The organism is Nonomuraea sp. bgisy101 (assembly GCF_057708945.1).
On record NZ_JBYITD010000017.1, the window covers coordinates 101,323 to 127,112 of the forward strand.

Annotated in this window: 30 protein-coding genes; 15 read left to right on the forward strand and 15 right to left on the reverse strand. The window is 69.9% G+C overall.

What is annotated here, in order from left to right:
* Positions 1-19 precede the first annotated feature (19 nt).
* From AC3EO4_RS29740 to AC3EO4_RS29750, 3 genes are all read right to left on the reverse strand, one after another.
* Positions 20-478 carry an anthrone oxygenase family protein gene (locus tag AC3EO4_RS29740; protein WP_379574156.1) on the reverse strand — a complete coding sequence of 153 codons (459 nt, stop codon included), beginning with the start codon at positions 476-478 and terminating at the stop codon, positions 20-22.
* A gap of 173 nt (positions 479-651) precedes the next feature.
* Positions 652-942 carry a hypothetical protein gene (locus tag AC3EO4_RS29745; RefSeq protein ID WP_379574157.1) on the reverse strand — a complete coding sequence of 97 codons (291 nt, stop codon included), beginning with the start codon at positions 940-942 and terminating at the stop codon, positions 652-654.
* A 108-nt stretch (positions 943-1,050) separates the two neighbouring features.
* Complete coding sequence (locus AC3EO4_RS29750; RefSeq protein ID WP_431898717.1) at positions 1,051-1,740, reverse strand: response regulator transcription factor; 690 nt, start codon at positions 1,738-1,740, stop codon at positions 1,051-1,053.
* 143 nt (positions 1,741-1,883) lie between these two features.
* Here AC3EO4_RS29750 and AC3EO4_RS29755 point away from each other — a divergent pair, with 143 nt between their 5' ends.
* Both AC3EO4_RS29755 and AC3EO4_RS29760 read left to right on the forward strand, forming a co-directional pair.
* On the forward strand, positions 1,884-3,179 hold the full coding sequence (locus tag AC3EO4_RS29755) for a sensor histidine kinase (RefSeq protein WP_431898718.1): 1,296 nt from the start codon (positions 1,884-1,886) through the stop codon (positions 3,177-3,179).
* Between the two features lie 21 nt (positions 3,180-3,200).
* Positions 3,201-4,622, forward strand: coding sequence for a pyridoxal phosphate-dependent decarboxylase family protein (locus AC3EO4_RS29760; protein WP_431898719.1), 1,422 nt, complete (start codon positions 3,201-3,203; stop codon positions 4,620-4,622).
* A 69-nt stretch (positions 4,623-4,691) separates the two neighbouring features.
* Here the strand turns inward: AC3EO4_RS29760 and AC3EO4_RS29765 are convergent, their stop codons facing one another.
* Positions 4,692-5,807, reverse strand: coding sequence for a ferritin-like domain-containing protein (locus AC3EO4_RS29765; RefSeq protein WP_431898720.1), 1,116 nt, complete (start codon positions 5,805-5,807; stop codon positions 4,692-4,694).
* An 81-nt stretch (positions 5,808-5,888) separates the two neighbouring features.
* Here AC3EO4_RS29765 and AC3EO4_RS29770 point away from each other — a divergent pair, with 81 nt between their 5' ends.
* Positions 5,889-6,533: a TetR/AcrR family transcriptional regulator gene (locus AC3EO4_RS29770; RefSeq protein ID WP_379574162.1), complete on the forward strand. Its 645-nt coding sequence runs from the start codon at positions 5,889-5,891 to the stop codon at positions 6,531-6,533.
* 47 nt (positions 6,534-6,580) lie between these two features.
* Here the strand turns inward: AC3EO4_RS29770 and AC3EO4_RS29775 are convergent, their stop codons facing one another.
* Together AC3EO4_RS29775 and AC3EO4_RS29780 are read right to left on the reverse strand one after the other, a co-directional pair.
* Complete coding sequence (locus tag AC3EO4_RS29775; protein ID WP_431898721.1) at positions 6,581-7,117, reverse strand: aggregation-promoting factor C-terminal-like domain-containing protein; 537 nt, start codon at positions 7,115-7,117, stop codon at positions 6,581-6,583.
* 302 nt (positions 7,118-7,419) lie between these two features.
* Positions 7,420-7,842 (reverse strand): aggregation-promoting factor C-terminal-like domain-containing protein, encoded by a 423-nt coding sequence (locus AC3EO4_RS29780; RefSeq protein ID WP_431898722.1) that lies wholly within the window; start codon positions 7,840-7,842, stop codon positions 7,420-7,422.
* A 178-nt stretch (positions 7,843-8,020) separates the two neighbouring features.
* Here AC3EO4_RS29780 and AC3EO4_RS29785 point away from each other — a divergent pair, with 178 nt between their 5' ends.
* Together AC3EO4_RS29785 and AC3EO4_RS29790 are read left to right on the forward strand one after the other, a co-directional pair.
* On the forward strand, positions 8,021-8,506 hold the full coding sequence (locus AC3EO4_RS29785) for a glutathione peroxidase (protein WP_431898723.1): 486 nt from the start codon (positions 8,021-8,023) through the stop codon (positions 8,504-8,506).
* Positions 8,503-8,901, forward strand: coding sequence for a YchJ family protein (locus tag AC3EO4_RS29790; RefSeq protein WP_431898724.1), 399 nt, complete (start codon positions 8,503-8,505; stop codon positions 8,899-8,901). Before AC3EO4_RS29785 ends, AC3EO4_RS29790 begins: the two co-directional genes overlap by 4 nt.
* Here the strand turns inward: AC3EO4_RS29790 and AC3EO4_RS29795 are convergent.
* Entirely contained in the window at positions 8,867-9,910 is a 1,044-nt protein-coding gene (locus tag AC3EO4_RS29795) for a LacI family DNA-binding transcriptional regulator (protein WP_379574167.1), read from the reverse strand. The genes AC3EO4_RS29790 and AC3EO4_RS29795 overlap by 35 nt on opposite strands.
* A gap of 168 nt (positions 9,911-10,078) precedes the next feature.
* On the opposite strand from AC3EO4_RS29795, the gene AC3EO4_RS29800 reads away from it, so the two are divergent.
* Positions 10,079-11,293, forward strand: coding sequence for an ABC transporter ATP-binding protein (locus AC3EO4_RS29800; protein WP_379574168.1), 1,215 nt, complete (start codon positions 10,079-10,081; stop codon positions 11,291-11,293).
* A 190-nt stretch (positions 11,294-11,483) separates the two neighbouring features.
* Here AC3EO4_RS29800 and AC3EO4_RS29805 read toward each other — a convergent pair whose 3' ends face one another.
* Positions 11,484-11,807: a Rossmann-fold NAD(P)-binding domain-containing protein gene (locus AC3EO4_RS29805; protein WP_431898725.1), complete on the reverse strand. Its 324-nt coding sequence runs from the start codon at positions 11,805-11,807 to the stop codon at positions 11,484-11,486.
* A 119-nt stretch (positions 11,808-11,926) separates the two neighbouring features.
* Between AC3EO4_RS29805 and AC3EO4_RS29810 the strand changes: the two genes are divergently transcribed.
* From AC3EO4_RS29810 to AC3EO4_RS29820, 3 genes are all read left to right on the forward strand, one after another.
* On the forward strand, positions 11,927-12,232 hold the full coding sequence (locus AC3EO4_RS29810) for a MarR family winged helix-turn-helix transcriptional regulator (RefSeq protein ID WP_431898780.1): 306 nt from the start codon (positions 11,927-11,929) through the stop codon (positions 12,230-12,232).
* Positions 12,233-12,320: 88 nt separating this feature from the next.
* Positions 12,321-12,896: an ArsR/SmtB family transcription factor gene (locus tag AC3EO4_RS29815; RefSeq protein ID WP_379574171.1), complete on the forward strand. Its 576-nt coding sequence runs from the start codon at positions 12,321-12,323 to the stop codon at positions 12,894-12,896.
* Positions 12,893-14,107: an MFS transporter gene (locus AC3EO4_RS29820; protein ID WP_379574172.1), complete on the forward strand. Its 1,215-nt coding sequence runs from the start codon at positions 12,893-12,895 to the stop codon at positions 14,105-14,107. Before AC3EO4_RS29815 ends, AC3EO4_RS29820 begins: the two co-directional genes overlap by 4 nt.
* Positions 14,108-14,114: 7 nt before the next feature.
* On the opposite strand, the gene AC3EO4_RS29825 is transcribed toward AC3EO4_RS29820, so the two are convergent.
* A complete protein-coding gene (locus AC3EO4_RS29825; protein WP_379574173.1) occupies positions 14,115-14,867 on the reverse strand; it encodes an SDR family NAD(P)-dependent oxidoreductase in 753 nt (250 codons plus the stop codon).
* Between the two features lie 142 nt (positions 14,868-15,009).
* Here AC3EO4_RS29825 and AC3EO4_RS29830 point away from each other — a divergent pair, with 142 nt between their 5' ends.
* Together AC3EO4_RS29830 and AC3EO4_RS29835 are read left to right on the forward strand one after the other, a co-directional pair.
* A complete protein-coding gene (locus tag AC3EO4_RS29830; RefSeq protein ID WP_431898726.1) occupies positions 15,010-16,185 on the forward strand; it encodes a PQQ-dependent sugar dehydrogenase in 1,176 nt (391 codons plus the stop codon).
* Positions 16,182-16,634 carry a flavodoxin family protein gene (locus AC3EO4_RS29835; RefSeq protein WP_379574175.1) on the forward strand — a complete coding sequence of 151 codons (453 nt, stop codon included), beginning with the start codon at positions 16,182-16,184 and terminating at the stop codon, positions 16,632-16,634. Before AC3EO4_RS29830 ends, AC3EO4_RS29835 begins: the two co-directional genes overlap by 4 nt.
* Here the strand turns inward: AC3EO4_RS29835 and AC3EO4_RS29840 are convergent.
* Positions 16,624-16,917, reverse strand: a complete 294-nt coding sequence (locus tag AC3EO4_RS29840) for a carboxymuconolactone decarboxylase family protein (RefSeq protein ID WP_379574176.1) — start codon at positions 16,915-16,917, stop codon at positions 16,624-16,626. The genes AC3EO4_RS29835 and AC3EO4_RS29840 overlap by 11 nt on opposite strands.
* A gap of 330 nt (positions 16,918-17,247) precedes the next feature.
* On the opposite strand from AC3EO4_RS29840, the gene AC3EO4_RS29845 reads away from it, so the two are divergent.
* Positions 17,248-17,916, forward strand: a complete 669-nt coding sequence (locus tag AC3EO4_RS29845; RefSeq protein ID WP_379574177.1) for a hypothetical protein — start codon at positions 17,248-17,250, stop codon at positions 17,914-17,916.
* A gap of 10 nt (positions 17,917-17,926) precedes the next feature.
* Positions 17,927-20,857, forward strand: a complete 2,931-nt coding sequence (locus AC3EO4_RS29850) for an AAA family ATPase (RefSeq protein ID WP_431898727.1) — start codon at positions 17,927-17,929, stop codon at positions 20,855-20,857.
* Positions 20,858-20,981: 124 nt separating this feature from the next.
* Here AC3EO4_RS29850 and AC3EO4_RS29855 read toward each other — a convergent pair whose 3' ends face one another.
* From AC3EO4_RS29855 to AC3EO4_RS29865, 3 genes are all read right to left on the reverse strand, one after another.
* Positions 20,982-21,632 carry an HAD family hydrolase gene (locus tag AC3EO4_RS29855; protein WP_379574179.1) on the reverse strand — a complete coding sequence of 217 codons (651 nt, stop codon included), beginning with the start codon at positions 21,630-21,632 and terminating at the stop codon, positions 20,982-20,984.
* Positions 21,629-21,976 (reverse strand): nuclear transport factor 2 family protein, encoded by a 348-nt coding sequence (locus tag AC3EO4_RS29860; RefSeq protein ID WP_379574180.1) that lies wholly within the window; start codon positions 21,974-21,976, stop codon positions 21,629-21,631. Before AC3EO4_RS29860 ends, AC3EO4_RS29855 begins: the two co-directional genes overlap by 4 nt.
* Before the next feature lie 150 nt (positions 21,977-22,126).
* Positions 22,127-22,336, reverse strand: a complete 210-nt coding sequence (locus AC3EO4_RS29865; protein WP_431898728.1) for a hypothetical protein — start codon at positions 22,334-22,336, stop codon at positions 22,127-22,129.
* 55 nt (positions 22,337-22,391) lie between these two features.
* Here AC3EO4_RS29865 and lysS point away from each other — a divergent pair, with 55 nt between their 5' ends.
* Positions 22,392-24,053, forward strand: coding sequence for a lysine--tRNA ligase (gene lysS / locus AC3EO4_RS29870; protein WP_431898729.1), 1,662 nt, complete (start codon positions 22,392-22,394; stop codon positions 24,051-24,053).
* 10 nt (positions 24,054-24,063) lie between these two features.
* On the forward strand, positions 24,064-24,450 hold the full coding sequence (locus AC3EO4_RS29875) for a thiol-disulfide oxidoreductase DCC family protein (RefSeq protein WP_379574183.1): 387 nt from the start codon (positions 24,064-24,066) through the stop codon (positions 24,448-24,450).
* Here AC3EO4_RS29875 and AC3EO4_RS29880 read toward each other — a convergent pair.
* Both AC3EO4_RS29880 and AC3EO4_RS29885 read right to left on the reverse strand, forming a co-directional pair.
* The gene (locus AC3EO4_RS29880) at positions 24,346-25,209 is read right to left on the reverse strand and encodes an HTTM domain-containing protein (protein WP_431898730.1); all 864 of its coding nucleotides are present in this window, start codon (positions 25,207-25,209) and stop codon (positions 24,346-24,348) included. The genes AC3EO4_RS29875 and AC3EO4_RS29880 overlap by 105 nt on opposite strands.
* On the reverse strand, positions 25,194-25,580 hold the full coding sequence (locus tag AC3EO4_RS29885; protein ID WP_379574185.1) for a hypothetical protein: 387 nt from the start codon (positions 25,578-25,580) through the stop codon (positions 25,194-25,196). The genes AC3EO4_RS29880 and AC3EO4_RS29885 overlap by 16 nt, the downstream gene beginning before the upstream one ends.
* Positions 25,581-25,790: the final 210 nt, after the last annotated feature.

Here is a 25,790-nt window from a genome sequence, read left to right on the forward strand (position 1 = left end):
TCTAGGTTAAACCTTGGGATCAATCCATTTTTTTGCCCGCAGACCGGACCATCGCGCCCACGAGGCAGGCGGTCGCGGCGGTCGACAGGACGGCTCTGACGAGGTTCCACGCCACCCACGGGCCCTCGAACTGCTCTCTCGTGACGGTCCCCGCGGCGAGGCCGTCGTTGAGCGGGACGTTGATCGCCGAGGTGGTCACAAAACCGATCAGGTAAAGGGCCAATCCCGCCAGGATCCACGGGACAACAGATCTGGCGCGGCGGTGACGGACCAGTGCCCAGATGGGCAGGACCACCGCGGCCAGGAAGGGAACAAGGAACGCGGGGTTGATGATGGCGGTGTTGATCTGGTTCATGACGCTGACGAAGGCGCGGTCGTCGACGGCGGCGAGCCCCGGCATGACCGCGATGGAGAAGCCGTAGTAGGTGCCGGCGACCAGACCGGTGGCGAGTGCGGAGAGGCTCAGGATGAGGCGCATGCACGTATTCAACCGGCGGGGACGGGCCGGTCACCATCGCTGAGACGCTCGCCCGCATGTCCGGCCGTATCACCGGCGTGCCATCGGCTCTTCACGGAGGTCACCGCGCACGGCGGCGGGCCCTCCACGCGCCTCGGGCGAGGCGTGTGGAGGGCCCGCGGCGGCTCCGATCGTCACATGGGGCTGAGCTTGCCCAACCAGGCATAGCCGCCACTGTGGATCTTCAACCAGTTGCCCTCGGCCTTGCCACCGGTGAGGCCGCCCGCCGGGATCCAGTCGATCGCCGGGCAGGACTTGCTGGGACACGCGCGGACGGGCGCCCCGCCGGGACTGGTGACGACGTAGCCGCCCCCATGGCGTCCAGCGGTGGTGTCGGCGCTGGCGGCGCCGGCGAGCGCGGTTCCCGCCACGGCGGCGGCGGTGATCGTCAGGGCCACGGTCGAGGCGGCGATGTACTTACGCATGGGAACATTCCCCCGGTGTCTCGTTACTTGCTGACATCCCCGAGAATGCAGTCGGCGGCCATAGGGGCGGTGTCATGGTGACGTTAAGGCCGTCCTAAGGCCCGGGGATCACGGGACCTCGGGCGCCGACAGCTTCACCCCCACGCCGCGCACCGTGTGCAGGTAGCGGGGGCTGTCGGCCGTCTCCCCCAGCTTGCGGCGCAGCCACGACAGGTGGACGTCGACGGTCCTGTCCGCCCCGCCGTAGGGCAGCTGCCACACCTCGACCATCAGCTCCCTCTTGGTGACGACCTTCCCTCTCCTGACGGCCAGGTAGTGCAGCAGGTCGAACTCCCTCGGGCTCAGCTCCAGCGCCACGCCGTCCAGCGTCGCCTCGCGCGCCTGCGGATTCACTCTGAGCCCGCCCACCTCGATGCCCGCCTCGTCCTCCGGCGCCGCGCTCCCTCGGCGCAGCACCGCCCTGATCCTGGCGTCGAGCTGCTCGGCGCCGAACGGTTTGATGACGTAGTCGTCGGCGCCCGCGTTGAGCGCCTTGACGATCTCCGCCTCGGCGTCCCTGGCCGAGGCCACCACCACAGGGGTCGCGCTGATCGCCCTCAGCATCCTGAGCATCTCGCAGCCGTCCACGTCGGGCAGGCCGAGGTCGAGGACCACGACGTCGGGACGGCGCTCCATCACCTCGTTCAGCCCGCCCATGGCGGTGGGGCTGGAGGACACCGCGTGGCCGCGATCGGTCAGGGCCCTGGTCAGCGCCGTCCTGATCGCCGCGTCGTCCTCGATGAGGAGAACATGCACCACGACCTCACGCTAACCGCGCTTTCGCGGCCTTGACCCGAGCGCGACGGTGTCCATGCCACGCCGAGACCCGCACGTGAGGTCCCGTCGGTGACGGTGGAAAGGTGGAGTTCAGCAGGTTGCGTCCGCGATCGATCAGAGCGCGCATGACGGCGGCCACCGTGGTCGGCTTCGGCGTCATCCTGTTCATCGGGGTCCTCGCCCTCTGCCTGACCTTCCCGCGCTGGGTTCGCGCCCAGCAGGTCGACCGCGCGGACCAGGCCAGCAGGCAGGTCACCCTCCTCGTCGACGACGAGCCGGTGCACGGGCCGATCCCGCCGCAGCACGGCGTACGGCTCCTGCAGGTCGTGGACGCGGAGGACAAGGTGGTGGCCGCCAGCGCCGCCCTGAAGGGCAGGCCCCCGCTCACCGCCGCGCGCCCCGAGCGCGGCGACTCCAGGGTGCAGACGCGGGTGTGCGACAAGGGCACGGAGGACTGCCTGATCGTCGTCGGCACCACCAACAGGTCGACGCCCTACGGACCGGTCATCGCCTACGCCGCGGTCAGGGAGTCGATCGCGCTGCACGTGCCGCTCGTGGCCACGGTCCTCTCCCTTGGCGCGGCGCTCCTGCTCGCGCTCATGGCGTGGGCCACGTGGATCGGCGTCGGCAGGGTTCTGGCCCCCGTCGAACGCATCAGGTCGGGTCTGGAGCAGATCAGCGCCACCGACCTGAGCGACCGCATGCCGGTGCCCGACACCGGTGACGAGGTGGCCCAGCTCGCCGTCACCGTCAACGACACTCTGGCCCGCCTGGAGGACGCGGTCGACCGTCACCGCCGCTTCGTCTCCGACGCCTCCCACGAGCTGCGCACGCCGCTGACCGCGATGCTGGTGCGGCTGGAGGGCAGGCCCGAGGGAGAGGACTGCGAGACCCTGAGGGAGGCGCTCGGCGACGCCCAGCGGTTGTCGGCGATCGTCCAGGACCTGCTGCTCATGGCGCGCCTCGACGCGGGCGTGCGAGCGCCCGACGAGGTCCTCGATCTCGGCAAGCTGGTGGCCGACGAGATCGACAGGCGCCCGTCCCGCCTGCCGTTCACCGCCTCGATCGAGCCGGGCCTCATGGTGCGCGGCAACAGGCTCCGCCTCGACAGGCTGCTGACGAACCTGCTGTCCAACGCCGACCGGTACGGCGAGAGCGCCGTCCGGATCACGGTCGCGCGCGACGGCTCCGACGCCGTCGTCGAGGTCGTCGACGACGGTCCCGGCATCCCCGCAGGCCAACGCGAGGCGGTCTTCCGGCGGTTCACCAGGCTCGACACCGCCCGCTCGCGCGACACCGGCGGGACCGGCCTCGGCCTTCCCATCGCCCGCGACATCGCCACCGCCCACGGCGGCACGCTCAGGGTGGCCGACGCCCCCGCCAAGGGCGCCCGGCTGGTCCTGCGCCTCCCTCTGAGCTGACATGTCAGGCACAATCCGGACATGAGTGATCCACTGTTCGAACGGGACGCGGCTCCCGCCGCCCTGGACCTCGTCGCCCGCGCGGCGGCCCCCTTCCTCGGCTCGCTGACCGACCGGCCCGTCCACGATCACGCCGCCGACCATCTGATGGATCTCCTCGACGGATCCCTCCCCGAGGAGGGCGAGGGCACGCTGGCCGCCGTCGAGGAGTTGCTCGCCGTGGGCACCGGGGCCTCCACCCAGACCTCAGGCCCGCGTTTCTTCCACTTCATCGTCGGCGGCGCCACCCCTGCGGCGCAGGCGGGCGACTGGGTGACCTCGCTGCTCGACCAGGCCAGCGGCCTGCACCTGACCTCGCCGCTGGCCGCGAGGGCGGAGAAGGTGGCGCTGGACTGGCTGAAGGACCTGTGCGGGCTGCCCGAGCCGTACGGGGGAGTGCTGACGCCGAGCGCCACCTTCGCCAACCTGACCGGCCTGACGTGCGCGCGGCAGTGGTGGGGTGAGCGTCACGGCGCCGACATCACCTCGCAGGGCCTGGCGGGCCTGCCGCGGATGCCGGTGGTGGCGAGCGGCTACATCCATCCCAGCAGCCGCAAGGCGCTGCAGATCCTCGGCGTCGGCCGCGACGGCGTGACGGTGTGCGCGCGCGACGACGCAGGCAGGGTGGACCTGGAGGCGATGGAGCGGACGCTGTCCGAGCTCGACGGCCCCGCCGTGATCGTCGGGAACGCGGGGGAGGTCAACGCGGGCGACTTCGACCCCATCGCCGACCTGGCCGACCTGGCCGAACGGTACGGCGCGTGGCTGCACGTGGACGGCGCGTTCGGGCTGTTCGCGGCCGCCTCGCCGCGCCTGCGGCACCTTGTGTCGGGCGTCGAGCGCGCCCATTCCGTCGCCGCCGACGGCCACAAGTGGCTGAACGTCCCCTACGAGAGCGGCTTCGCCTTCGTCCACGATCAGGACCTGATGTTCAGGTCGTTCGGCGCGTGGGGCGCCCACTACCTGCCCGCCGACGTCAACTACAACAACCTCGGTCCCGAGTCCTCCCGCAGAGCGCGGGCCTTCCCCATCTGGGCGACCCTGCGGGCGTACGGCAGGCAGGGATACGCGCAGCTCGTCGACCGGCACCACGACCTGGCGCTCCGCCTGGGCGAGGCCGTGGAGAAGGCCCCCGACCTGGAGCTGCTCGCGCCCGTGACGCTCTGCGTGGTGTGCTTCAGGTACGCGCCGCGGGGCGTGGCCGAGGGCGAACTGAACGAGCTGAACCGCCGCATCGGCGAGGAGTTGATCGCCGACGGCCGCTACTACGCGGGCACGACCACCTACAGGGGGATGACCGCCCTCCGCCCCGCGATCGTCAACTGGCGCACGACGGAGGAGGACATCGACGGTCTGGTGGAGGTGCTGAGGGAGGTCATCGCCCGCGTCCACCCTGGCTCGTAGCCGTAGCCGTAGCCGTAGCCGTAGCCGGACGGCGGAGGGCCGGCACGTGGAGTGTCAGAAGGTGGGGCGTCAGGAGGTCGAGCCCATGGCGATGGTCTCGGCGACCTCGGCGTGGCGCTCGGCCTCCTCGACGGCGAAACGCTCGGCGTCGAGCTTGTCGGCGATGTCCTCGTCCTGCTTCATGAGCGCCTCGAGCGACTGCCCCGCCATCTCGAGCACGCCCATGTCCGCGTACGCCTGCTGCAGGCGCGGAGACCACAGGCCGATGTCCTTGACGCACGGCACGATCCTGCTGAACAGCAGCGACCTGAACAGCCGCAGATACTCCGACTGGTCGACGGCCTCCATGGCCTCGGCGACCTCGGCCTGCGACAGGCCGAGCGTCTCCCAGGTCTCCCTGCCGCGCAGCCGGTCGCGCATCAGGTAACAGCCCTCGATGACGAAGTCCTCGCGTTCACGCAGCTCGCTCTCCGACAGGTTCCTGTAATAGTCGCGCAGCGCCATCCGGCCGAAGGCGACGTGCCTGGCCTCGTCCTGCATGACGTAGGCCAGGATCTGCTTGGGCAGAGGCTTGGTGGTGATGTCGCGCATGACGCCGAAGGCCGCCAGCGCGAGGCCCTCGATCAGCACCTGCATCCCCAGGTACGGCATGTCCCACCTGGAGTCGGTCAGCGTCGAGTCGAGCAGCGACTTCAGATGCTCGTTGATCGGGTAGGCCAGGCCCACCTTCTCCTGCAGGAACCGCGCGTAGGTCTCGGCGTGCCTGGCCTCGTCCATCGTCTGGGTGGCGGCGTAGAACTTGGAGTCGAGGTCGGGAACCGACTCCACGATCCGGGCCGAGCAGATCATCGCGCCCTGCTCCCCATGGAGGAACTGGGAGAACTGCCACGCGGCGCCGTGCCTGCGGACCTCCGCGCGGGTCTTGTCGTCCATCCGCTCCCACAGCGGCGTGCCGTAGATGGCGATGGTGTTGTCGGGGATGCCGAGCACGTCGTATGGATCGACCTCGAGACCCCAGTCGATCCTCTTCACGGAGTCCCACTGCTTGTCCTTGCCCTTCTGGTACAGGGCGAGCATGCGGTCCCTGCCGTCGTCGTACTCCCATGTGAAGCGGCTGGACCCGGCCATATCCACGTTCCACGTGGAGAGCTCTGCGGGGATCGTGTAGAGATCGTGCGTCGACATGCGGCCTCCAGGGGGGACGTACACCGTACGTATGCCTCCGAGAGTTGCACGTACGGTGTACGTGCGTCAATAGAATGAGCTATGCCCAGCGAGCCGCTCTCCCGCGCGCGCATCGTCGCCGCCGCGATCGACCTCATCGAGCGTGAGGGCGCGGACGCGGTGTCCATGCGCAGGATCGCCTCCGACCTGAGCGTCGGCGTCATGTCGCTCTACAACCACGTGCCGAACAAGGCCTCGCTGCTCGACGGCGTCGCCGAGTCGGTGCTGTCGCAGATCGAGTTCACCGACGACCCCGAGGCCCACTGGACCGACAGGGTGCGGATGCAGGCCAGGGCCTTCCGGCAGATCGCCCACCACTATCCGCGCTCCACCATGCTGGTGGTCAGCCGCCAGCTCCACTCCAACGCGGGGCTGTTCCCCGTCGAGCGGGCGCTGACCACGCTGCGCCAGGCGGGCTTCGACGGCGCCGACGCGGTACGCATGCTGCGCCTGTTCATCGCCTACGTCATCGGCTCGCTGCTGCGCGAGGTGGGCGTCACGCCGACCTTCGCGCCCGTCCCCGGCGCGCCTCCGGTCAGCGACGTGGACCCTGAGCTGTTCCCTCAGGTCAGCGCTCTCGCGTCCCTGCTCGGCTCGTGCGACCACGAGGAGGAGTTCGACTTCGGTCTCGAACTGCTCATCCAGGCCATCGCCGTCCATCTGGACAGGAAGGGCACCCGGGGCTGAGCCCGGATGCCCTCCCACGACAGCCGCCACTTCCCCTCGGCGGCTGCCTAGTACCAGTTGTGCGCCCTGAAGTGGCCCCAGGCGCCGCACGGCCTGCCGTAACGGCCCTCGATGTACTTCAGGCCCCACTGGATCTGGGTGGTGGGATTGTCCCGCCAGTCGCGTCCGGCGCCCGACATCTTGCCCGCAGGCAGCGCCTGCGGGATGCCGTAAGCCCCTGAGCTGGGGTTCTGCGCCCGATGGTTCCAGTTGCTCTCCCTGGTCCAGAGGCTGTCCAGGCACTGGAACTCACGGAACGACCACGACCTCTGCACCACGAGGTCGAGCGCGATCCGCTTGTTCGTGTTCTTGCCCGGCAGCATGGGCCGCACCTTCGGCTGGGCCTTGGTCTCCCACGTGGCCTGGTGGATCACGTGAGGAACGGCCTGCACCGTCCAGGTCCGCTGGTGGACCACCGCCCCTGGCGACCAGGTCCGCTGGTGGACCCTGTCGGGTGACTCCGTGTCAGCCAGGGCGATCGTGGATGTCCCGCCAGTGAACGCGGCAGAGGCGATCATTACGGCGAGAGCGCGTTTGCTGTCCAACTTGATCCTTGCTGTCCGGCCGCGTGCGGGCGGGCTCCTGCGAAGCAGGGGTCCTGCCGACCCGCGCCCGTGGCTCGGACGAGGATGGTCCCGCGCGGCCTTCCGAGTCCTTTCCCGCCCCATCTACCTGGACGGCCCGGAAGGCACCGCGACGATGTCTCTAGGCGGTTTCTAATACGCCATGTCGCCACAGGTGAGTGATCTCAGGCGGGGGAAGAAGAGGACTTTGCCGCTGAGCGGTCTCGCCTTGAGCCGTCCCGGCGGCGAGGTGACCATGACTATTCGAACAGCGGATGAGGAGATCAGTACCAGCCGCGCGACTGGAAGTGAGCCCAGGCGGAGCACGGCGAGCCGTATCTCTGCTTGATATAGGAAAGGCCCCATTTGATCTGGGTCTTGGGGTTCGTGCGCCAGTCGCGGCCCGCGCTCGCCATCTTGTGCCCGGGCAGCGCCTGCGGGATGCCGTAGGCTCCCGAGCCGTTGCCGGCCCTGTGGTTCCAGCCGCTCTCACGGGCCCACAGCCGCTCGAGGCAGGCGAAGTGGGCCCTGCTCCAGCCGCGATCGCTCACCATGGGCCTGGCGATGGCCTTGTTCCTGGCACTGGCGGCGTTTCTGGCACTGGCGGCGTTTCCGGCGGTGCTGCTGTCCGCGTGCGCGGCCGTCGCTGTTCCCGCTCCCGACACCACGAGCGTGGTGGTCAGGAGCAAGGCTCGAAGCGTGGGCATGCGGTTTTCCCTTCGAAGGGTTCGGGGGACTGCGTCACCCTGCCGCAGGTGAGCCGTTTGTCGCCAATTGACCATGAAAAGGTAGATCGTTGGTAAAGATCGCGATCTATGGCTGTTCAGGTCTTTTGCCGGTAAAAAGTGGGCTCTGTCACATTTTGTGGAGGGGTAGGGTCGGATCATGAATCTCCGTGACATCCCGGTCCGCACGCTCGCGGACGCCCCGACCACGCTCGCCGAGCTCACCGGCGACCGGGCCCTGCTCATCGTGAACGTCGCCTCCAGGTGCGGTCTGACCCCGCAGTACACCGGCCTGGTCAAGCTCCAGCAGGAGTACGGCCCGCGCGGCTTCAGCGTGGTGGGCGTGCCGTGCAACCAGTTCATGGGCCAGGAGCCCGGCTCGGCGGAAGAGATCCAGGAGTTCTGCGCCACCACTTACGGCGTCGACTTCCCGCTGCTGGAGAAGACCGACGTGAACGGCGAGGCCCGCCACCCGCTCTACGATCAGCTGACGGGCACGCCCGACGCCGACGGCGCGGCCGGCGACATCCAGTGGAACTTCGAGAAGTTCCTCGTCGACCGCGAGGGGACGGTCGTGGCCCGGTTCAGGCCCGGCGTCGAGCCCGCCGACCCGGCCGTCGTCACCGCGATCGAGAAGCTTCTTTGAGCGGAAGGTCATGCCCGTGCGGGCTGCCCGCGGCCTACGAGGAGTGCTGCGGGCGGCTGCACAGCGGCCGGGCGGCGGCCGAGACGGCCGAGCAGCTCATGCGCTCGCGGTTCAGCGCCTTCGCCGTGGGTGACGCCGCCTACCTGCTCCGCAGCTGGCATCCCTCGACCAGGCCTGCCGAGGTCACCTTCGAGCCCTTCCTGCGGTGGAAGAAGCTGACGATCGTGAGCACCAGCGGCGGCGGCGCGGGCGACGCCGAGGGGACCGTCGAGTTCCGCGCCCGCTACAGCCAGGCGGGCAGGGCGGGGGAGATGCGCGAGACCAGCAGGTTCACCAGGCACGAGGGCGCCTGGGTCTACCTCATGGGCGAGGCCCGCAGCTCCCGCGCACGATGAGCTCGGTGGGCAGCAGCACGCCGCGCGGGCGGCGGGCACCCGCCCTGAGCACCAGCTCGGCCGCTCGGTAGCCGAGATCCTGGCCGGGCTGGGCGATGACGGTCAGCGGGGGCGAGCACAGCTCGGCCCACGGCACGTCGTCGTACATCACCAGCGACAGGTCGCCGGGGATGCGCAGGCCCAGTTCGCGCGAGGCGAGCACCGCCGCCTCGCCCAGCGGGTTGCCGCCGGCCAGCAGCGCGGTGACGTCGCGGTGGCTCTGGAGGAGGCTGGAGGCCGCGGCGTAGGCCGAGTCGCGGCTGCCGCCCGCGAACACGATCAGGTCCTCGTCGGCCAGCGGGCCCAGCGCCTGCCTGAAGGCGGCCACGCGGCGCGGATGTCCTGGGCCGCCGAGGTAGGCGATGCGGCGGTGGCCCAGACCCTTGAGGTACTGCACCGCCGTACGGACGCCCGACCGGTCGTCGGCCAGCACGGTGGGGATGGCGCTGTCGGGCCTGGGCGCGCTCCTGACCCCGTCGAGCAGCAGGAGTTCGTCGAGGGGGTCGTCGTCGCCGGGCTCCTGCTCCGGCTGCTCGCCGACGAACACGACCGTCATGCCGGCCCTCATGGCGGGGCCCCATACCTCGGCGTCGCCGGAGGGCACCGCGATCACCCTGTCGACGCTCTGCTCCAGCAGCATGCCGATGAGCTCGGCCTCCTGCTCGGGGTCGTCGCCCGTCGAGCCGACCACGACGGGCTCGCCCGCCGAGCGGGCGCAGGCGAGCACGCCTTCGGCGAGCCTGCCGTACAGGGTGTCGGTCAGGTCGGGCACGAGCAGGCCGATGCCGCCCGTGCGCTGCTGGCGCAGGTTGCGCCCCAGCGCGCTGGGGCGGTAGTCGAGATGCGCGGCCACCGCGAGCACCCTCTCGCGGGTCTCGGGGCTGGCCGATCCACCGGACAGCACCCGGGAGACGGTGGCGACGCCAACGCCGGCCGCCTCGGCCACGTCCTTGATGGTGGTGCGCTTCATGGAAACGATTCCATCATGTGTTCCGTAAGGTTTCCAGCTCGAATGGATAACATCGCCTGGTCCCTTGACAGGGATGTCCCTTTCGGGTGAGATGCATGAAAACGTATCCACAGTGAGTGGCGACCCCCACGAACGTCCGGGTTCCGGCCCGTTGCGCGAAGGACTGTGATGGCATCCATCGTTCTGTCAAACGTCGACAAGATCTACGCCGGTGGCGTGAAGGCCGTGAACGGGCTCAACCTTGAGATCAAGGATGGCGAGTTCATGGTGCTCGTCGGTCCCTCCGGTTGCGGCAAGTCGACCGCGCTGCGGATGATCGCCGGACTCGAGGACATCAGCGGCGGCGAGATCTCCATCGGCGACAAGGTGGTCAACCACCTGCCGCCGAAGGACCGCGACATCGCGATGGTGTTCCAGAACTACGCGCTCTACCCCCACATGACCGTCGAGGAGAACCTCGCCTTCGGTCTGAAGCTCCGCAAGATGCCCAAGCCGGAGATCCAGAAGCGCGTCAACGAGGCCGCCAAGATGCTCGGCCTCGAGACCTACCTCAAGCGCAAGCCCGCCGCCCTGTCCGGTGGCCAGCGCCAGCGTGTGGCCATGGGCCGCGCCATCGTCCGCGAGCCGCAGGCCTTCCTCATGGACGAGCCGCTGTCGAACCTGGACGCCAAGCTCCGCGTCTCCATGCGCGCCTCGCTCAACCAGATGCACGAGCGCCTCGGCGTCACCACCGTCTACGTCACGCACGACCAGGTCGAGGCCATGACCCTCGGCGACCGCGTCTGCGTGCTGCGCGACGGCCTGCTCCAGCAGGTCGACACCCCGCAGAACCTGTTCGACAAGCCGGTCAACCTCTTCGTGGCCGGCTTCATGGGTTCGCCGTCCATGAACTTCGTGAACGCGGAGCTGGTCCGCGACGGGAACGGCGCCGCCGTCTCCTTCGCCGGCTTCAAGCTGGCGATCCCCGAGTCCACCTTCAGCGACAAGCCGGGCCTCGACCAGTACATCGGCAAGTCGCTCATCCTCGGCATCCGCCCCTCCGACTTCGAGGACGCCAGCGCCGCCGGCAACCACGCCAACGGCTGGGCCACCCTGGCGGCCAAGGCCGAGGTCACCGAGGAGCTCGGCTCCGAGATCAACGTCCTGTTCCTGATCGACGCCCCGCCGGTCGAGCACAAGGACACCGTCGCCGCCCAGGACACCGGTGACGACGAGGAGGCCGCGCTGCCGCTGTCCGGCGACAAGTCGCTGTGGACCGCCCGCGTCAACGCCCGCAGCCACGTGCGTCCCGGCCAGTCGATCGACCTGGTCGTCGACACCCACAACCTGCACTTCTTCGACACCACCAGCGGCCTGGCGATCGGCCACGAGGCCAACCGCTAAGCCTGCCCCGTTCGTCCCCCCGCCGCGACCCCCTCCCGCGGCGGGGGGATCGGTTTTCCTCTCCCCTTCCCGTCCGCTTCGCTTCGGCCGCCGGCTCCCAGCCCCGTCGGCCGAACGGCGTCCGGCCTCACACTCCCGGGCACGGCCGGCGATCACGCAGGCCGTGCCCGGGGCTCATCCGGCTCGGGTCTCATCTGAAGGCGTCGAGGTGGCCCGCCGCCCACTGGCGGAAGGTGCGGAGCGGGCCCCCGACGAGCTCCCCGACCAGGGGCGTGGGCGTCGCGAAGGGGCTCGAGCCGTCGCCGCGCAGCGATCCGACGCTGTGCTCGGCCTCCTGTCTGGAGATCCCGAAGCCCATCATCGACCGGACGCCCTCCTCCTCGGATATCTCCTCGAAGGCCAGCTCCCGCCCGAGCAGCTCGCCGAGCACCCGCGTCTGCTCGGCGGGCGTGGTGCGTTCGGGCCCGGTCATCGCGTACGAGCGCCCCTCGTGGCCGGGAGACAGCAGCGCCACGGCGGCCACCGTCGCGATGTCCTGCGGATCGATCGGCGCGACAGGGGCGTTCCCCGTCTGCGCGAGCCTCGCCGCCGAGCCCGGTTGCTCACTGCTCGAGCACGACCTTCCTGGCCTGGCTGGCCGCCGCGCCGTCCTGCCGGTCGCGGATGCTCGACCTGGCCGATCAGTTGGCCGTCACGCGTGGCGGCCTCACGCGCATCGTCGACAGGCTCGTCGAGCGGGGCTGGATCGAGCGTGACAGGCCCGAGGCCAATCGGCGGGAGGTGTACGCCGTGCTGACCGCCGAGGGTCGCGCGATCCTCTCCGCCGCCCGCGCGGTGTATTCACGCGTTCTGAAGGAGACGCTCGGCGCGCACCTGGACGAGGGTGACCTGTCCGATCTCGCCAGGATCACCGGCAAGCTGCTCGACGCGATGGGCTGACCCGCCGTCCGCCCGGATCGGTCGACGTGCACCCAGAAGCCAAAGAAGTCTTTGACATACTCGAGATGTCAAAGCTATCTTTGGGAATGTGAAGATCACCGATCCACGCGCGATGCGCGCGCTGGCACACCCCCTGCGCCTCGACCTGATCGAACTGCTCGGCCGCATCGGTCCCGCCACCGCCGCCGAATGCGCCAGGCACCTCGGCTCCACACAGGCGTCGTGCTCGTTCCACCTGCGGCAGCTGGCCAAGTACGGCTACGTCGTCGAGGCGTCGAGCGGCGACGGGCGCGAGCGGCCGTGGAAGGTCGCCGACCTGGAGCAGAGCTGGTCGGCAGGCCACGGCGGCGTCGCCGCGGCCGAGCTCGAGCGCGTGTTCGTCGAGCGCGAGGCGGGCAGGATGCTCGACTGGTCCCAGACCCGGGACTCGGCCGCCCCCGAATGGCGCGAGGCGGCCTTCCTCAGTGGTGTCACCGCCCCGATGACCGCCCAGGAGCTGGACGAGGTGGGCGAGCGCCTGATGGAGGTGCTCGCGCCGTACATCGCCAGGTCCAAGGGTGAGGCGGCGGTGCCCGAGGACGCCAGGTTCGTGCGCGTCCTGCTGTCCGGCCTGCCCGTCGACGAGGCCGGTGCCTCCGGTGAGCGGGAAGGCGGCGAGCGGTGACCGCGCTGCGCAACCCCCTCTTCCGCCGCCTGCTGGCAGGCGACGCGATCTCCAGCTTCGGTGACAGCGCTCTCTACCTGTCGCTCGGCATCTGGGCCAAGGACCTCACCGGGTCCGACTCCGCCGCCGGTCTTGTCTTCCTGTGCCTGGCGGTGCCGGGGCTGTTCTCGCCCCTCTACGGCCACGTCGTGGACCGTGTGCGCCGCAGGCCGCTGCTGATCGCGATGAACGCCACGATGGCCCTGGTCGTCATGGCCCTGCTCCTGGTGCGCTCGGCCGACCAGCTGTGGATCCTGTACGCCGTCGCCCTCGCCTACGGCGTCACGTTCTCCGTCCCCGCGTACGGCGGGCTGCTGAAGGACCTGCTCCCCTCGGAGGAGGCCGCCGGAGCGAGAGCGGCCCTCATCACCGTACGGCAGGGCGTGCGCATCCTGTCACCCGTCGCCGGGGCCGCCGTCTACCTCGCCTACGGCGGCGGCGTGCTCGCCGTCGTCGACGCCGCGACCTTCGTCGTCGCGATCCTCTTCCTCGCCTCACTCAAGATCGTCGAGTCGGCTCCCGAACCCGCGGGAGAGCGGTTCCTGCCCTCTCTCACCGCGGGCTTCCGCTACCTGCGGCACGTGCCGCTCCTGGGCAGGCTCGCCGTCGCCGAGGCGATCTTCATGGCCACCGCCGGCCTGATGGACACCGCCGCCTTCGCCGCCATCGAGCGCGGCCTCGGCAGGCCCGCCGCCTTCTTCGGCGTGCTCACCACCGTCCAGGGAGCGGGTTCGGTCGTCGGGGGGATCCTGGCGGGCATGCTCGTCAAGCGGCTGGGGGAGTCGCGCGCCTCGGGCGCGGGCTACGCGCTCTTCGCGCTCGGCGCGGGCGCGTTCCTGGCCCCTTCGGCGGTGCTGTTCCTCGCAGGGGCCGCGCTCTACGGCCTGGCGATCCCGCTCTTCTCCGTCGCCCTCGCCACCGCCCTGCACCTCTACGTGCCCTCCAGGCTGCAGGGACGCGTGGGCGCGGCGACGGGCACGCTCACCACGATCACCCAGACGGCCTCCATCGCCACGGGAGCGGCGCTCATCGGGGTCGTGGACTACCGGATCATGTACGGCGTGCTGGGAGTGACCGCCCTGGCCTGCGCGGCACTCGTGGTCTTCCGCCCTGCCCCGGTGCCCGAGGTCGTCCCCTCCATCGCCGACGAGCGGGCCGCGGTGCCCGCGTGAGCCCCGGCTACCTGCGGCCGAGCGTGTTGGACACCTGTTGGGCGACCCTGCGCGGGACGAGCCTGCCCACCGCCACGACCAGCTTGTACCGCAGGTCGGGGATCGAGACCAGCTTGCCGCGTGCCAGATCTCGCATGGCCTCGTTGACGACGTCGTCGGCCTTCAGCCACATGAATCCGGGAATGCCCGAGACGTCCATCGAAGCCCGCTGGTGGAACTCGGTGCGCACGAACCCGGGACACAGCGCCATGATCCGGATCTTCGGGTCGTCCACCTCCATGGCCACCGACTCGCTGAAGTTGACCACCCAGGCCTTCGAGGCGCTGTAGGTGCCGCGGTTGAAGAAGGCGGCCACGGACGCCACGTTGATCACCGCGCCCCTGCCGCGGGAGCGCATGCCGGGCAGCGCGGCGAGGGTGAGCCTGAGAACGGCCTCGCAGTGCACCTTGAGCATGCGCCGCTCCTCCTCGACCGGCACCTCGAGGAAGCGGCCGGGGTGCCCGAACCCCGCGTTGTTGACGAGGAAGTCGACGCCGTCGCGCACGCGGGCCTCGACATCCTCCAGCCCCTGGTCGGTGGCCAGGTCGGCGGGCAGGATCTCGACGGCGACGCCGTACCTCTGCTTGAGCCGGTCGGCGGTCTCGGCCAGCCGGGCTTCGTCGCGGGAGACGAGGACCAGCGAGAAACCGTCGGCGGCCAGGCGGCGGGCGAACGCCGCGCCGATGCCGGCGGTCGCGCCCGTGATCAATGCGGTAGGCATACGGCCAGCGTAACGCCCGCCTCGGAGGGCCCCGCACCGCCCGGACGATCTCCGGCGTGGCATGAGGCGGGGGAGGGGAGAACCTTCGGCGATGAAGGCGAGTAGACGCTGTGTGACGAGATCGCATGAGAGGATCGACGGCGTGCGCCATGCGCTTCCCGCCGCCGCCCTGGTCGCGGTGCTGACCGCCTGCTCGGCCGTCCAGCCAGGGGCGACCCGACCGCCGCAGGACCGCTCGCGGGCCCCCGCGCCGGCACTGTCTCCGACCGCCGTGCCCTCGGCGCAGGTGGGGTCGGCTCCACCGCCCGCGAAGCTGGAGTTCGCCGAGATCGCGCGGTTCGACAAGCCTGTCGCCTTCGCCGTGCGCGAGGGCGACGATGCCCTCTACGTCGCCGAGCAGGGCGGCAGGCTGCGCTCGCTCAAGGACGGCAGGCAGACGGTGATCGTCGACCTGTCCGCCGAGGTCAGCGACGGCAACGAGCAGGGCCTGCTGGGCGTGGCCTTCCACCCGAGCGGCAAGTGGCTCTACCTCGACTGGACCGACGACCAGGGCGACACCCACGTCACCGAGTGGGCCTTCGACGGGGTCAGGGCCCGCGACCGGCGTGACGTGCTCACCCAGGACCAGCCGTACGCCAACCACAACGGCGGACAGCTCGCCTTCGGGCCCGACGGCCACCTCTACATCGCGCTCGGCGACGGCGGCAGCGGCGGCGACCCCCACGGCAACGGCCAGAACCTGCGCACGTGGCTGGGCAAGATCCTGCGCATCGACCCGCGGGGCAAGCCGTACACGGTCCCGAAGGACAACCCGTTCGTGGGCCGGCGCGGTGCCGAACCGGAGATCTGGGCGTACGGCCTGCGCAACCCGTGGCGGTTCACCTTCGACAGGGAGACCGGCGACCTCTGGATCGGCGACGTCGGTCAGGACGCGTGGGAAGAGGTCGACCATGAGCCCAGGGGCCAGGGCGGCCGCAACTACGGATGGAACGTCTTCGAGGGCGGGCGCCGCTACGAAGCGGGCGTGGCGGCGGCAGGCGCCACCGAGCCTGTCATCACCTATCCCCTCCACGAGGACGGCAACTGCTCGGTCATCGCCGGCTACGTCTACAGAGGCGCCGAGATCCCCGGACTGCGGGGCCATTTCCTCTACGGCGACTTCTGCGCCGGATGGGTGAAGGCGGCGCCCGTGACCGACCCGGCCAAGGGCGTCGAGGTGGGGCGGGTCGAGCAGCTGTCGTCGTTCGGGCAGGGCCACGACGGCGAGCTCTACGCCCTCAGCCTCCAGGGCCCGCTGTACCAGGTGAAGGCCCCGTGAGCAGGCTGCTGATCGTCCACCACACCGCCTCGCCCGCCACGCAGGAGATGCTGGAGAAGGTGCGGCAGGGGGCGACGACGGACGAGATCGAGGGCGTCGAGGTCGTCACCAGAGCCGCGCTCAACGCGACCGCCTCGGACGTCTTCGCCGCCGACGCCGTCATTCTCGGGACGCCCGCCAACATCGGCTACATGAGCGGCGCGCTCAAGCACTTCTTCGACACGATCTACTATCCGTGCCTGGAGGAGACGCGGCGCCTGCCGTACGGGCTGTACGTGCACGGCAACAACGACGCCACCGGAGCGCTGCGCGCGGTCGAGGCGATCGCCGGCGGGCTCGGCTGGGAGCGGGCCGCGGCGCCCGTCGTGGTCGTCGGCGCCGTGACGAAGACGGACCTGGAGGCGTGCTGGGAGCTGGGCGCGACGGTCGCCGCGACGATCAGTCCATGAGCACGCGATCGATCAGCTCCTCCACCTGGCCGTTGAGCCGCGCCCCCCGTGCCCACCCCGCGTAGTGGGTGAGGAAGACGACCGTCTCCCTCAACTCCTCCACGCTCAGGTCACCGGTGCGCAACGCCGTCTCAAGCTGCACCTCGACCGCCTGGTCGAGCCCCTGACCGACCAGCAGGCCGATCAGCAGCAACCGGCGGTCGCGGTCGCTGATCGCCTCGCGCGCCCACACCTCGGCGAACAGGTGCTCCACGGTCATGGCGAAGTTGATCGGTTCGTTCATGTCGGGCTCCGAGCGACGCGGGAGGGGGGGTCCGAAGCTCCTTATCCTTCGCCAGATCGGCGCGAAGAGATAGGCCCTTCGCGAAGACATCTTGGCTGCAAACCGGTTGCGCAAACGTTGCAACAGGGTAGGGATGGGCAAGGAGGTCTTGATCCGGACTTTCTACGCCGCTTCGTGATCTGTAACAAACGGAGCCCATAAACGGCGGCAATTTGGTCAAGACTTCTGGGCGCCGAAGAGGAGATTAGCCGCCAAAAACGGGCACAACCAATGCGTTGGCGGGTAACGCGGAGGTAAGCCCTGGTGAAAAAGACACGGGCTTGGATGAAAATGGCCGCGACCACGGTCGCGGCCTTCCTGATGGCCGGAATCGCCGCCTGCGGTCAGGCGGACTACACCTACGTGCGCGACAGGGAAGGGACCACCTATTTCAAGGTGCCCTCCTCCTTCTCGAAGATCGATTCCACGAAGATCGATCTCCTGCTCAGCGGTGACCATCCCAACTCCGAGACGGCCAAGCTGCGCAAGCAGCTCGTCTGGTCGACCGCTTTCGACCAGGCCGCCGAACCGGGCGTGGACCACCTGCTGGGTTCCCAGGACCCGTTCGTCTACTCGACCGTGCATCTGCTGACCGAGCCGCAGCGGAACATGATCTCGCTCAACACGATGCGCGACTTCATCCTGCCCGTGACCGAGGAGATGCGTCAGGCCTACACCCAGCGCCTGACCGAGGCGGGCCAGCAGCCGTCACTCTCCCGGTTCGAGCTGCTCAACGACCAGCCGATCGCGCTCGACGACGGCGCGAGAGGCGTGCGCGTGCGCTTCAACTACCTGATCGGCGACACCATCCAGACCTTCGACCAGACGGCCTACCTCGACAAGACCGGCGGAACCGTGTCGGTGCTGCTGATCCGCTGCACCGCCGACTGCTTCACCAAGAGGGCCGCCGAGTTCGACGGCATCGCCGAGTCCTTCAAGCTGCTCAAGATGCCAGGCTGAGGGAGCCAACGTGACCACGACCCACCATGAGGGCCTGCGCGCTCCCGGCAGCGGCCCCAACGATCCCGACTCCCTGACCCGCAAGAGAATGGCCTTCTGGGATCGCAGCAAGTTCCTGATCGGCCTGGGGCTGGCCTTCCTCGTGCTCGCGTGGAAGGAGATGGCCGACTACGAGGGCATCATGCCCTTCACCGACGCATTACGGCGTATCGGGGAGAACCACCCCTGGATCTTCTACCTGCTTGCCGCCGAGTTCGTCAGACAGCTGCACTTCTTCGTCAGCGAGCGCTCGGCCGGCTACCACCGCTTCTGGAGCAAGAGCGTCTTCGGCGGCTTCGAACGGTGGACCCACCGCAGGTTCAGCGACTGGACGAGGTTCAGGCTCGCCAGAGTGATCAAGATCGCGTTCTGGATCACCCTGCTGGCGCTCGTGCTGGGCGCGGTCCTCGACCGCAGCCCCTTCCTCGCCCTCTTCCAGGCCCCCGCGCTGGCCTTCCAGGCGCTGCCGTACGTCGCCCAGCTGGCCTTCGCGTTCTTCTTCGTCATCTTCCAGTTCGTCGGACTGTTCTGGTTCCTGTCCAGGGGCGGCGTCGAGACCTACTATCCCGACGACATCAAGACCAGGTTCAGGGACGTGTGGGGCCAGGACCACGTCGTCGAGCGCGTCAAGGAGAACATCGTCTTCCTCGAGCAGCCCGACGCCATCGAGGCGCGCGGCGGCTACGTGCCCAGCGGACTGCTGCTGTGGGGTCCGCCGGGAACCGGTAAGACGCTGATGGCCGAGGCCGTGGCCGGTGAGACGGGCAAGCCGTACGTGTTCGTCGACCCAGGCGCGTTCATCAACATGTTCATGGGCATCGGCGTGCTCAAGGTCAAGTCGCTTTTCAGGAAGTTGCGCAAGCTCGCGCTCCGCTACGGCGGCGTGATCGTCTTCTTCGACGAGGCCGACTCCCTCGGCCGCCGCGGCCGCCTGGCCGGGCAGGCCCCTCCGGGGCAGGGCTTCAGCGCCGACGGCTGCCACGGCTTCGGCTACCTGTCGGAGTCGTCGAGGTCGGTCCTGTCCACCAAGGTCAAGCAGCCGGACGCGGAGAGCAGCAAGTTCTTCATGGGCGGCGGCATGAACGGCGGCGGCGGCGACATGGGCACGCTGCAGGCGCTGCTCACCGAGCTGTCGGGCCTGAAGAAGCCGCGCGGCCTGTTCAACCGGCTCGTCCGGCGCGCGCTCGGCATGCGTCCCAAGCCGCCGCCGAAATACCGCATCCTGGTCATGATGGCGACCAACATGCCGGACGCGCTCGACGACGCGTTGCTGCGGCCGGGCCGTATCGACCGTATCTACAAGGTCGGCTACCCGTCCAAGGCGGGCAGGGTCCGCACGTACCAGGGCTACTTCGCCAAGGTCCAGCACGAGCTGACCGACGAGCAGATCGACAAGCTGGCCACCATCACCCCCTACGCCACGGGCGCCACGATCAAGGACCTGGTCAACGAGGCGCTCATCACCACCATCCGCGACGGGCGCGAGGTCATCACCTGGTCGGACGTGCTGCGCGCCAAGCGGCTCAAGCAGCTCGGCCCGCCCGAGGACGTCGAGTACATCGAGCGCGAACGGCACGCGGTGGCCGTCCACGAGGCCTGCCACGCCGTCATCGCCTACCGCACCCGCTACCACCTCGAGATCGACATCGCCACCATCGAGAAGGGCGCCGACTACCTGGGCATGGTCGCCTCGATCAAGCCCGAGGACCAGTTCACCCGGTGGAAGTCCGAGCACGAGGCCGACATCATGGTCTCGCTCGCGTCGCTGGCGGGCGAGCGGATGTTCTTCGGCGACGACAACTCCTCGGGCGTCTCGGGAGACCTGATGTCGGCGACCTACCTCGTCGGCCTGATGGAGTCGCACTGGGGCATGGGCACCGGCATCGCGTCCCTGCCCGCGCTGCAGGAGCTCGGCATCCACGCGGGCAAGGCGATGCGCGGCCAGCCGGGCGCGCAGGAGCACAACCCCGCGCCGCCCGAGAGCGTCATCCCCGAGCACCTCAGCGAGCGGGTCGAGTTCAACCTCGTCAGGCTGCTGGAGCAGACCGAGGAACTGCTGCGCGAGCACAGGCGCGAGGTGCTGTGCCTGGCACACGCGCTGGAGACGCACAAGACCCTCAACGGCGAGGACGTCGTCGCGGTGCTCGAAGGCACGCAGGGGCCGCTGCTCGACGGCTCGATCTACCGGTCGGACGCGCTCGTCGAGGAGATCGAGGAGTACCACCTCGCCGCGGCCAGGGCGCACCGCGAGCACAGCAGGGTCGAGCGCGACCTGCCGGGTCCCGTGACCGTCGAGGCGGAGCTCGTCGAACCGTCCTACGACGTGCAGGTGCTGGCCGCGCCCGGCACGCCCGACGGCGCCCAGGCCCACGGAGGCAACGGAGCCGACGGAGCTCACGGGGCCGCCCTGGTGCCGGACGACCGGCGCCCCGAGTTCGTCCCGTGGGCGCCCCAGACCCAGGGTCCGGCCGCCGGCCCTGCCCACTCCCCGCTGTACGACGGGGGTCCGTTCAGCGCGGACCCGTCCGGTACGGCGGAGCCGCCGCCCGCCCGCAGGTCGCCCGCGACCGTGTGGGTGGTGGTCGGCAGCCTGATCACGCTCGCGGGACTGGCGCTGTTCGGCGCACTGGCCGCCACGGGCGCGACGGGCAGCGCGGTCGGCGCGGTCGGGGCGATGTCGCCGGGTCTGCTGCTCGTGCTGTTCATCATCGTGGTGGCGGTGGTCGTCGGCATCGGCGTGGCGCTCATCGCGGTGAAGGCGGTGCGCACGGCGCAGAAACGGGCCGAACAGGAACGCGACAGGGCCAACGCCCGCGCCCAGCTCCTGGCCGCGGCGATGGACCCGGAGACGGCGATGCGCCTGCTCGGCTACGACGGACGCGGGCCCGGCGAACGCTCCTAGAGTGGCGCGAGGAGCGGGACTGTCCGGAGTCCCGCTCCTTGTCCTTCCTCTCCATGAGGGAACGGTCTCTCCGTGAGGGAACGGTCTCTCCATGAGGGAACGACGCCCGTGCCCGCGGGCCAGGTCAGGCGGCGTGGTCGACCACACCGGGCGTGAGGTCGCCGAGGCCGGGCACGACCGCCGTCGCCAGGGCGAGCGCGTCGGCGGCGGGCGGGTACCCCGGATGGGGGACGGCGATCACCCGCATCCCCGCCGCGGCCGCCGACCGCAGCCCGTTGCTCGAGTCCTCGACGGCCACGCAGTCGCCGGGGTCGACGCCCATCCGCCCGGCGGCCTCCAGATAGCCGTCGGGGGCGGGCTTGCCACGCGCGACCTCCTCGGTGGAGACCGTCGCGGTGAAGAACGCCGCCAGGCCGGTGGCGTCCAGGACCACGTCGATCAGGGCCCGCGGCGACGAGCTGGCCAGTCCCAGCGGCCGCCGGTGCTCGGCCAGGCGCGCGACCGCCTCCTTGGCGCCGGGCATGAGCGGGACACCGTGCCGGTACCGCTCCGCCATCCGCTCGACGACACCGGAGGCGATCTCGCGGGGCGGCAGCCGTACCCCCAGCTCGGCCAGGTAGGCGGCCCACTCGCCGGTGCTCATGCCCATGAGCCTCGACTGCGTCTCCGGCAGCCACGTGCCGCCGTGCTCGGCGACGAACGCCCTGCGGACCTCCTCCCACACCGGCTCCGAATCGACGAGCACGCCGTCCAGGTCGAAGATGACAGGCCTCATGCGCGGTGCTCCATCCAGTACTCGACGAACTCCGTGCAGCGGCCCTCGCCGTCCAGCCGGATCAGCCAGAGGTTGCTGAAGGTGGTGCCGGGGTAGGTGGTGACGCCCTTGACGACGGCCACGTCGGCGGTGACGGCGACGGGCTCGTACTCGAAGGCGGAGGGGCCGCTCTCGTCCTTGCGCGCCAGCCACTCCTTGACGATCGCGTCCCTGCCGCGCCACGGCTGCGCGTGGGGTTCGGGGTAGTAGGCGGCGTCCTCGGCGAACAGCGCGCCGACGTCGGCGGGGCGGTTGGTGGCCCACGCCCTGAGGTAGGCGTCCATCCAGCTCTCGAGCTCGGTCATGGACACCTTTCTACCCGGCCCTGGTGAAGAGCCGCAGATCGCAGCTGGAGGCGATCGCCAGCGTCATGCGTCTAACCCCGCCATCCTGATCTCCATGCCCGCCAGCGGGCCGATGCCCTCACGCACCAGAGGATCGTCGGGGTGGATCTCCTAGTGGTCGCGCGCCACCCGCCCGCCGTTCACGCAGTCGAAGACGCCCCTGCCGGTACTGGAGGAGACGAACAGCAGGTCACGGCCCGCGAACCCGAAGCCGACGTCGGTCAGACCGCCGATCGCGATCGGCGCCAGCGGGCGCCAGGGGGCGGGCGGAGGGAGCAGCGGAGCCTCGCGGAATCGACGACGGAGCGCAGTCCAGTCCATAACCCCCGATTCTTCCGGAAGAATGGGTCGCCACACCTCGATGAAGGGCTATTCCATGACCGACTGGGTCTCCCAACTCGCGGACGACGTCATCGCCGAGTCGGAGCGTCGCGCGCCCGGCAAAACGATCGTCTGCGCCTCGGGTCTCAGCCCTTCTGGACCGATCCACCTGGGCAATCTCCGCGAGGTCATGACCCCGCACCTGGTGGCCGACGAGATCAGGCGGCGTGGCCTCGACTGCGTCCACCTGCTGTCGTGGGACGACTACGACCGCTTCAGAAAGGTCCCCGCGGGCATCGACCCGTCGTGGGCCGAGCACATCGGCAAGCCGCTCACCTCGGTCCCCGCCCCTCCGGGCAGCGCCTACCCCAACTGGGCCGAGCACTTCAAGACCCCGATGATCTCCGCGCTGGCCAGGCTGGGCGTCACCTACCGGGGCATCAGCCAGACCAAGCAGTACACCTCGGGCGTCTACCGCGAGCAGATCCTCCACGCGATGCGCGAACGCGACCGCATCGACGCCGTCCTGTCGCGCTACCGCACCAAGGCCAAGCCGAAGGCCAAGGACGCCGACGAGGCCGCCGCGCTCGAAGGCTCCGGCGCGGCGGAGGAGGAGGCCGGCTACTACCCGTACAAGCCGTACTGCGCGCTGTGCGGGCGCGACCTCACCACGGTGACCGGCTACGACGACGAGACGACCGAGCTGGCCTACACCTGCGAGTGCGGTTACGGCGAGACCGTACGGCTGGCCACCCACGACCGCGGCAAGCTGGTGTGGAAGGTCGACTGGCCGATGCGCTGGGCCTACGAGGGGGTCGTCTTCGAGCCCTCGGGCGTCGACCACACCTCGCCAGGCTCCTCCTTCGAGGTCGGCGGCCACCTGGTCGGCGAGATCTTCGGCGGCGCGCAGCCGATCGGCCCGCGCTACGCCTTCGTCGGCATCAGCGGCATGGCGAAGATGAGCAGCTCCAAGGGCGGCGTGCCGACCGCGGCCGACGCCCTGGAGATCATGGAGGCGCCGCTGCTGCGCTGGATGTACGCGCGCCGCAAGCCCGCCCAGTCCTTCAAGGTCGCCTTCGACCAGGAGATCCAGCGCCTGTACGACGAGTGGGACGCTCTTGAGCGCAAGGTGGCCGACGGGCAGGCGCTGCCCGCCGACCGGCTCGCCCACGCCAGGGCGGTGGGGACGGCCGAGCAGCCGCTGGAGGCGACCGAGCGGCGCGTGCCGTACCGGATGCTGGCCTCGATCGCGGACGTGACCACCGGCGACGAGGAGCAGACGCTGCGGATCCTGCGCGAGCTCGACCCCGCCGAGCCGATCACGGACCTCGCGCTGGTGCGGCCGCGCCTGGACAGGGCACAGCGGTGGGTCAGCACGCAGGTGGCCGCCGAGCAGCGCACCACCGTCAGGTCGGAGCCCGACGAGGAGCTGCTGGCGGGGTTGGAGGAGGGGCAGCGCGAGTCGCTGCGGCTGCTGCTCGAAGGGCTGGACGAGCACTGGTCGCTCGATGGGTTGACGGACCTGGTGTACGGCGTGCCGAAGCGGCAGGCGGGCCTGGCCGCCGACGCTCAGGCGACGCCGGAGCTGAAGGCCGCGCAGCGCGAGTTCTTCGTCCTGCTCTACACGCTGCTCGTCGGCCGTGACACCGGCCCCCGGCTGCCCACGCTGCTGCTGGCCGTCGGGGCCGACCGCGTTCGAAAGCTGCTGGGCGCGTAGAGTCAGGATCATGAGACCTGTGCTCGTGTTCGACGGCGACTGCGGCTTCTGCACCACCTGCGTGCGCTTCGTCGAGCGGCGCCTGCGCACGAAGGCGACGATCATCGCCTGGCAGTTCGCCGACCTGGACGAGCTGGGCGTGACGCAGGCGCGGGCCGAGTACGAGCTGCTGTGGGTCGACGAGCGCGGTGGCGTCTTCGGCGGCGCGCAGGCCGTGGCCAAGCTGCTCGTCGACGCGGGCCTGCCGTGGAAGGCGCTCGGCCTCCTGCTGAGGGTGCCGCCCGTGCGCTGGCTAGCGCACGGGTTCTACCGCGCCGTCGCCAACAACAGGGGCAGGCTTCCCGGCGGCACTCCCGCCTGCGCGCTTCCGGCGGATCGTCGCCCGCTCCAGCGGTAGGAAGGCCGCCAGGCAGATGACGTGCGGCAGGAAGTGGATCGTGATCGCCGCCCACGTCAGCAGGTGGAACAGCCCCCAGAAGGCGACCGCGGCGTAGAGCGCCCTGCCGCGCAGGAACAGCAGCACGGGCGAGGCCGTCTCGGCCAGCAGCACGGTCCACTGCCCGATCAGCAGCGCGCCGGGCACGGAGGCGACGAACTCGCCGAAGAACGTGCCGCGTCTGGAGATCGCCCACTGGAAGGTGGCGCCGTTGGGCCATTCCCAGCCGCCGTGCCTGATCTTGGCGTACGCCGACAGGAAGTAGGCGGCGACGACGGCGATCTGGACGCATCTCATCGCCCACCCGGCCGCCTCCTCGCCCGCGCGGGCGGCGGTCGGCAGCACGAACAGGGCGACGACCAGCGCGAGGTGGTCGTGGTCGACCTTGCCGTACGACATCGCCAGCAGCGCCCAGTACAGATAGCCGGTCGCGACGAGGTAGCCCGCCGCGCGTGGCAGCCTTCCCCATGCCGCCACCAGCGCCGCCCCGACCACCACCGCGAACAGCGTGTAGACCAGCGTGGGGCTCGCGCCCGGCAGGTGCAGCAGGCGGGCGACCAGGACGGGCCGGTACCCGGCCGGGTTCTCGGTATGACCCCAGACGCTGCCGGTGAACAGCAGCATGTCCAGCGGGAGGAACAGGTAGACGATCACCGACAGGACCCGCACGCGCCGGGCGGGGACGGGCGCGAACCACCAGCGCTCTAGCGCACCACCCATGACACCCTCTCCACGTCCTTGGTCCACGCGGGACGGCGGTCCCTGAGCGTGATCACTCTGGTGACCACGATGAGCTTGGCGAGCCGCGGGTCGGCGGGGCGGATCCGCTTGTGAGCGTCCGCCAGGCTCTGTAACAGTTCGGGCCTGGCGAGATAGCTGGTCAGCTGGCCTTCGAGTTCGGCCCGGCGGATGCCGACGTAGTAGGGCTCGATCGGGATCTCGACCTTGGCCCCCGCGACGGTCACCGCCTGCAGGTGGAGGGACTTGATCTCACCGTCGGGCGGGATGCTGAACGCGTACTGCACCATCGGCCCGAAAGGGAACAGGTCGTCGTCGCCCAGCACCGTTCCGTACCCCAGGGCGGCGAGCACGGCCCCCGCCGCTCCTAACCGCCATACTTTGCCCAGCTTTGTCAAGCCTCCCCGCATGCGAGCAAGCTAGCAGATCATGTCCTCAGTGATCATGATATTCCGGACCTTGATCCCGTATCGCCACCACAGGCTCACCTTCCGGTACGGCAGGCCGGCCCCGCGCCGAGGTGGTCCGCCCCCACCGATGCGTTTCGCTGACCTCGACGGTCG